This is a genomic window from Rhodothermales bacterium (genome assembly GCA_013002345.1).
Taxonomy (GTDB): Bacteria; Bacteroidota; Rhodothermia; order Rhodothermales; family JABDKH01; genus JABDKH01.
In genome coordinates this window covers 1-2604 of the sequence record JABDKH010000186.1, presented here as the reverse complement: position 1 = coordinate 2604, position 2604 = coordinate 1, and the positions used below count along the sequence as shown (strand labels likewise).

The 2604-nt window shown below is 60.9% G+C and carries 2 protein-coding genes; one reads left to right on the top strand and one right to left on the bottom strand.

The window, feature by feature from the left end; translation table 11 throughout:
• Positions 1–151 precede the first annotated feature (151 nt).
• The gene (locus HKN37_09250; protein ID NNE46831.1) at positions 152–919 is read right to left on the bottom strand and encodes a creatininase family protein; all 768 of its coding nucleotides are present in this window, start codon (positions 917–919) and stop codon (positions 152–154) included.
• A 208-nt stretch (positions 920–1127) separates the two neighbouring features.
• Between HKN37_09250 and HKN37_09245 the strand changes: the two genes are divergently transcribed.
• Positions 1128–2604, top strand: a 1477-nt coding sequence (locus HKN37_09245; GenBank protein ID NNE46830.1) for a serine/threonine protein kinase, incomplete at its 3' end; no start/stop codon positions are given.

The following is a 2604-nucleotide window of genomic DNA, read 5'->3' as shown; positions in this document are numbered from 1 at the left end:
ACGAGGGTATGCGGGGGATCGGAGATCCATGGGAGCGATGACAACCGCGACGTCATCCCCGACTTGATCGGGGATCCAAAGAACGACGATGTGCCTTGGCCGCGGATGGATACCCGCCTGCGCGGGTGGGACACGGGGAACGACATTGAGCCTACTCGTACAGCCCGTCCACATCCGCCTCCGACATCTCGACAAGGAAGTCGGCGATCGCGTCGGTCACAATCGCGAGGTACCGACTACCCTTCTCGGCCGTCGCTTTCCGGGGATCGCCCACCCCGGTGTCCTCCGTCACCTTTGACCACTGACGCGGGGCCCACGCGATGCCGTCGCGCAATCCTTTCAGCCGAAAATGCCGCTCCTTCCCTGCTCCAGCCGCGGAGAGCGGGAGGACCAGATGCGGTGCAATGTGCATGAGATTCGACGTCTCCATCTCACCGGCGTGATCACCGACTTCGTCGAACACCTCTTCCGGATTGCCGAGCTGGTACCAGTTCACCGCCGAAAGAAACACGTCCGGGAATACGGGCTGCAGCTCACGAATCATCGCCCGAAAATCATTGCCACCATGGCCGTTCAAGACGACAATCTTCCGAATCCCCTGGCCCGCCAGCGAGTCGACGACATCGCCCAGCACGGCCGCCTGGGTACTCGGATTCATGTTGATACACAGCTTAATGTCGAGCTGTCCGGTATTGACGCCGAACGGAACGGTCGGCAGCACAACGACATGCGCGCCGCGCTCCGACGCCTTGCGAGCCGACTCGGCCGCGATGTAGTCGCACTGGATGACGTCGGTGGCATACGGAAGGTGATAGTTGTGAGCTTCCGTGGCGCCCCATGGCAGGACAGCGACTTCGTAGTCGGTGCGCATGACCGTCTTCCACGTGGTTTCGGCAAGGAGAAAGGGAGGTGCCGACATGACTTGCTCCGAATGTGATCTCGTATGATTGCAATACGATGCAGTCTACGGCCCGCTGCCGAAGACATCAATCCGCTCGTTCCGATGGGCCCGGTCTGCATCATGACTGAGCTCCAGACGGACATTTCCACGCTGGATTCTGCCGGCGGAATTTGACTCTTACCGGCGTTTCACCTATCTCCTACTGCAATGACTCAGGTGCGATCGCATGATCGGTCAGACCGTCTCTCACTTCAAAATCCTCGAGCGGCTCGGGGGCGGTGGCATGGGAGTCGTATACCTCGCCGAGGATCTCGAGCTTGACCGAACCGTCGCGCTCAAGTTTCTTCCCACACACCTGACGACGGACGAAGAGGCCAATCAGCGTTTCGTACAGGAGGCGAAGGCGGCGTCAGCGCTCAACCATCCGAACGTCTGCACCATCCACGAGATCGGACGCACCGACGAAGGGCAGCAGTTCATCGCGATGGCGCACTACCCGGGGCAAACTCTGAAGGCCCACATCGCGGACGGGGATCTGAGCCTGAATCGGACCGTCGAGATCGTCAGCCAGGTGGCGCATGGACTTGCCCGGGCACACAGTCAGGGAGTTGTGCACCGGGACATCAAGCCGGCCAACATCATCATCACGGACGACGGGCGAGCCGTAATACTCGACTTCGGACTGGCCAAGCTTGCAGGCGCCGCCGACCTGACGAAGACGGGCAGCACGTTGGGAACGGTGCCATACATGTCGCCGGAGCAGGCCCGCGGTGAGCATCTCGATCAACGCACGGACATATGGAGTCTCGGCGTGATTTTCTACGAGATGCTGGCGGGGCGGCGACCGTTCATCGGCGAGTACGATCAGGCCGTGGTTTACTCGATCCTCAACGAGGATCCGCCGTCCGCGACATCCATCAACCCTGAAGTCCCCGAAAGCATCGAGCAGGTGGTTGTACGCGCACTCCAGAAAGACCCCGAGCAGCGATATGGCGACATCGGCGAGATGGCGAATGAACTGGGGTCGTTTTCGGATCCGGACGCCACGGTCGTCCGGGAGGCCGTGGCGCGCTACAAGACGCACGGTGGCTCTCGCCTCCTCAAGCCCAGAGTACTGATCCCGACCATCCTGGTGGTCGCGCTGGTGGCAGCGGGCGCGGTCTGGTTCGCAAATCGCCAGTCGAAAGTCCGCTGGGCCAGAGAGGAGGCGATCCCTCAGCTGCGGAGCGCTCTCGAAACAGAATGGCGCGATTTTACGGATGCCTACGAGATTGCCCTGGCAGCCGAGGAAATCATTCCCGGGGACCCGGAGCTTGCCGAGATCTTCAGGGCAATCTCTCTGCGCATGTCGATCCACACGACGCCCCCGGGAGCACATGTGTCCGTCAAGAGATATCAGTCACCCGATGCCGACTGGCAAAGTCTGGGTGTCACGCCACTGGACAGCATCCGGATGCCGATCGGGATCTTCAGATGGCAGATAACGAAGGAAGGCTACGATAGCGTTCACGCCGTCGCTTCGTCATGGGACATCCAACCCGGTGGTGATGCACTCCTCAGTCCGTTCCTGCTGGAACGAACGCTGGATGCTTCCGGCACAAAACCTGCCGGAATGGTGCGCGTCCCGGGTGCACAGACACCGACCGGACGGGTCGATGATTTCTTCATTGACCGCACCGAGGTTACGAACCGGCAGTTCAAAG

Coding starts and splice junctions, on each gene's coding strand:
- HKN37_09250 (NNE46831.1), bottom strand. CDS start 919: ATGTCGGCACCTCCCTTTCTCCTTGCCGAAACCACGTGGAAGACGGTC.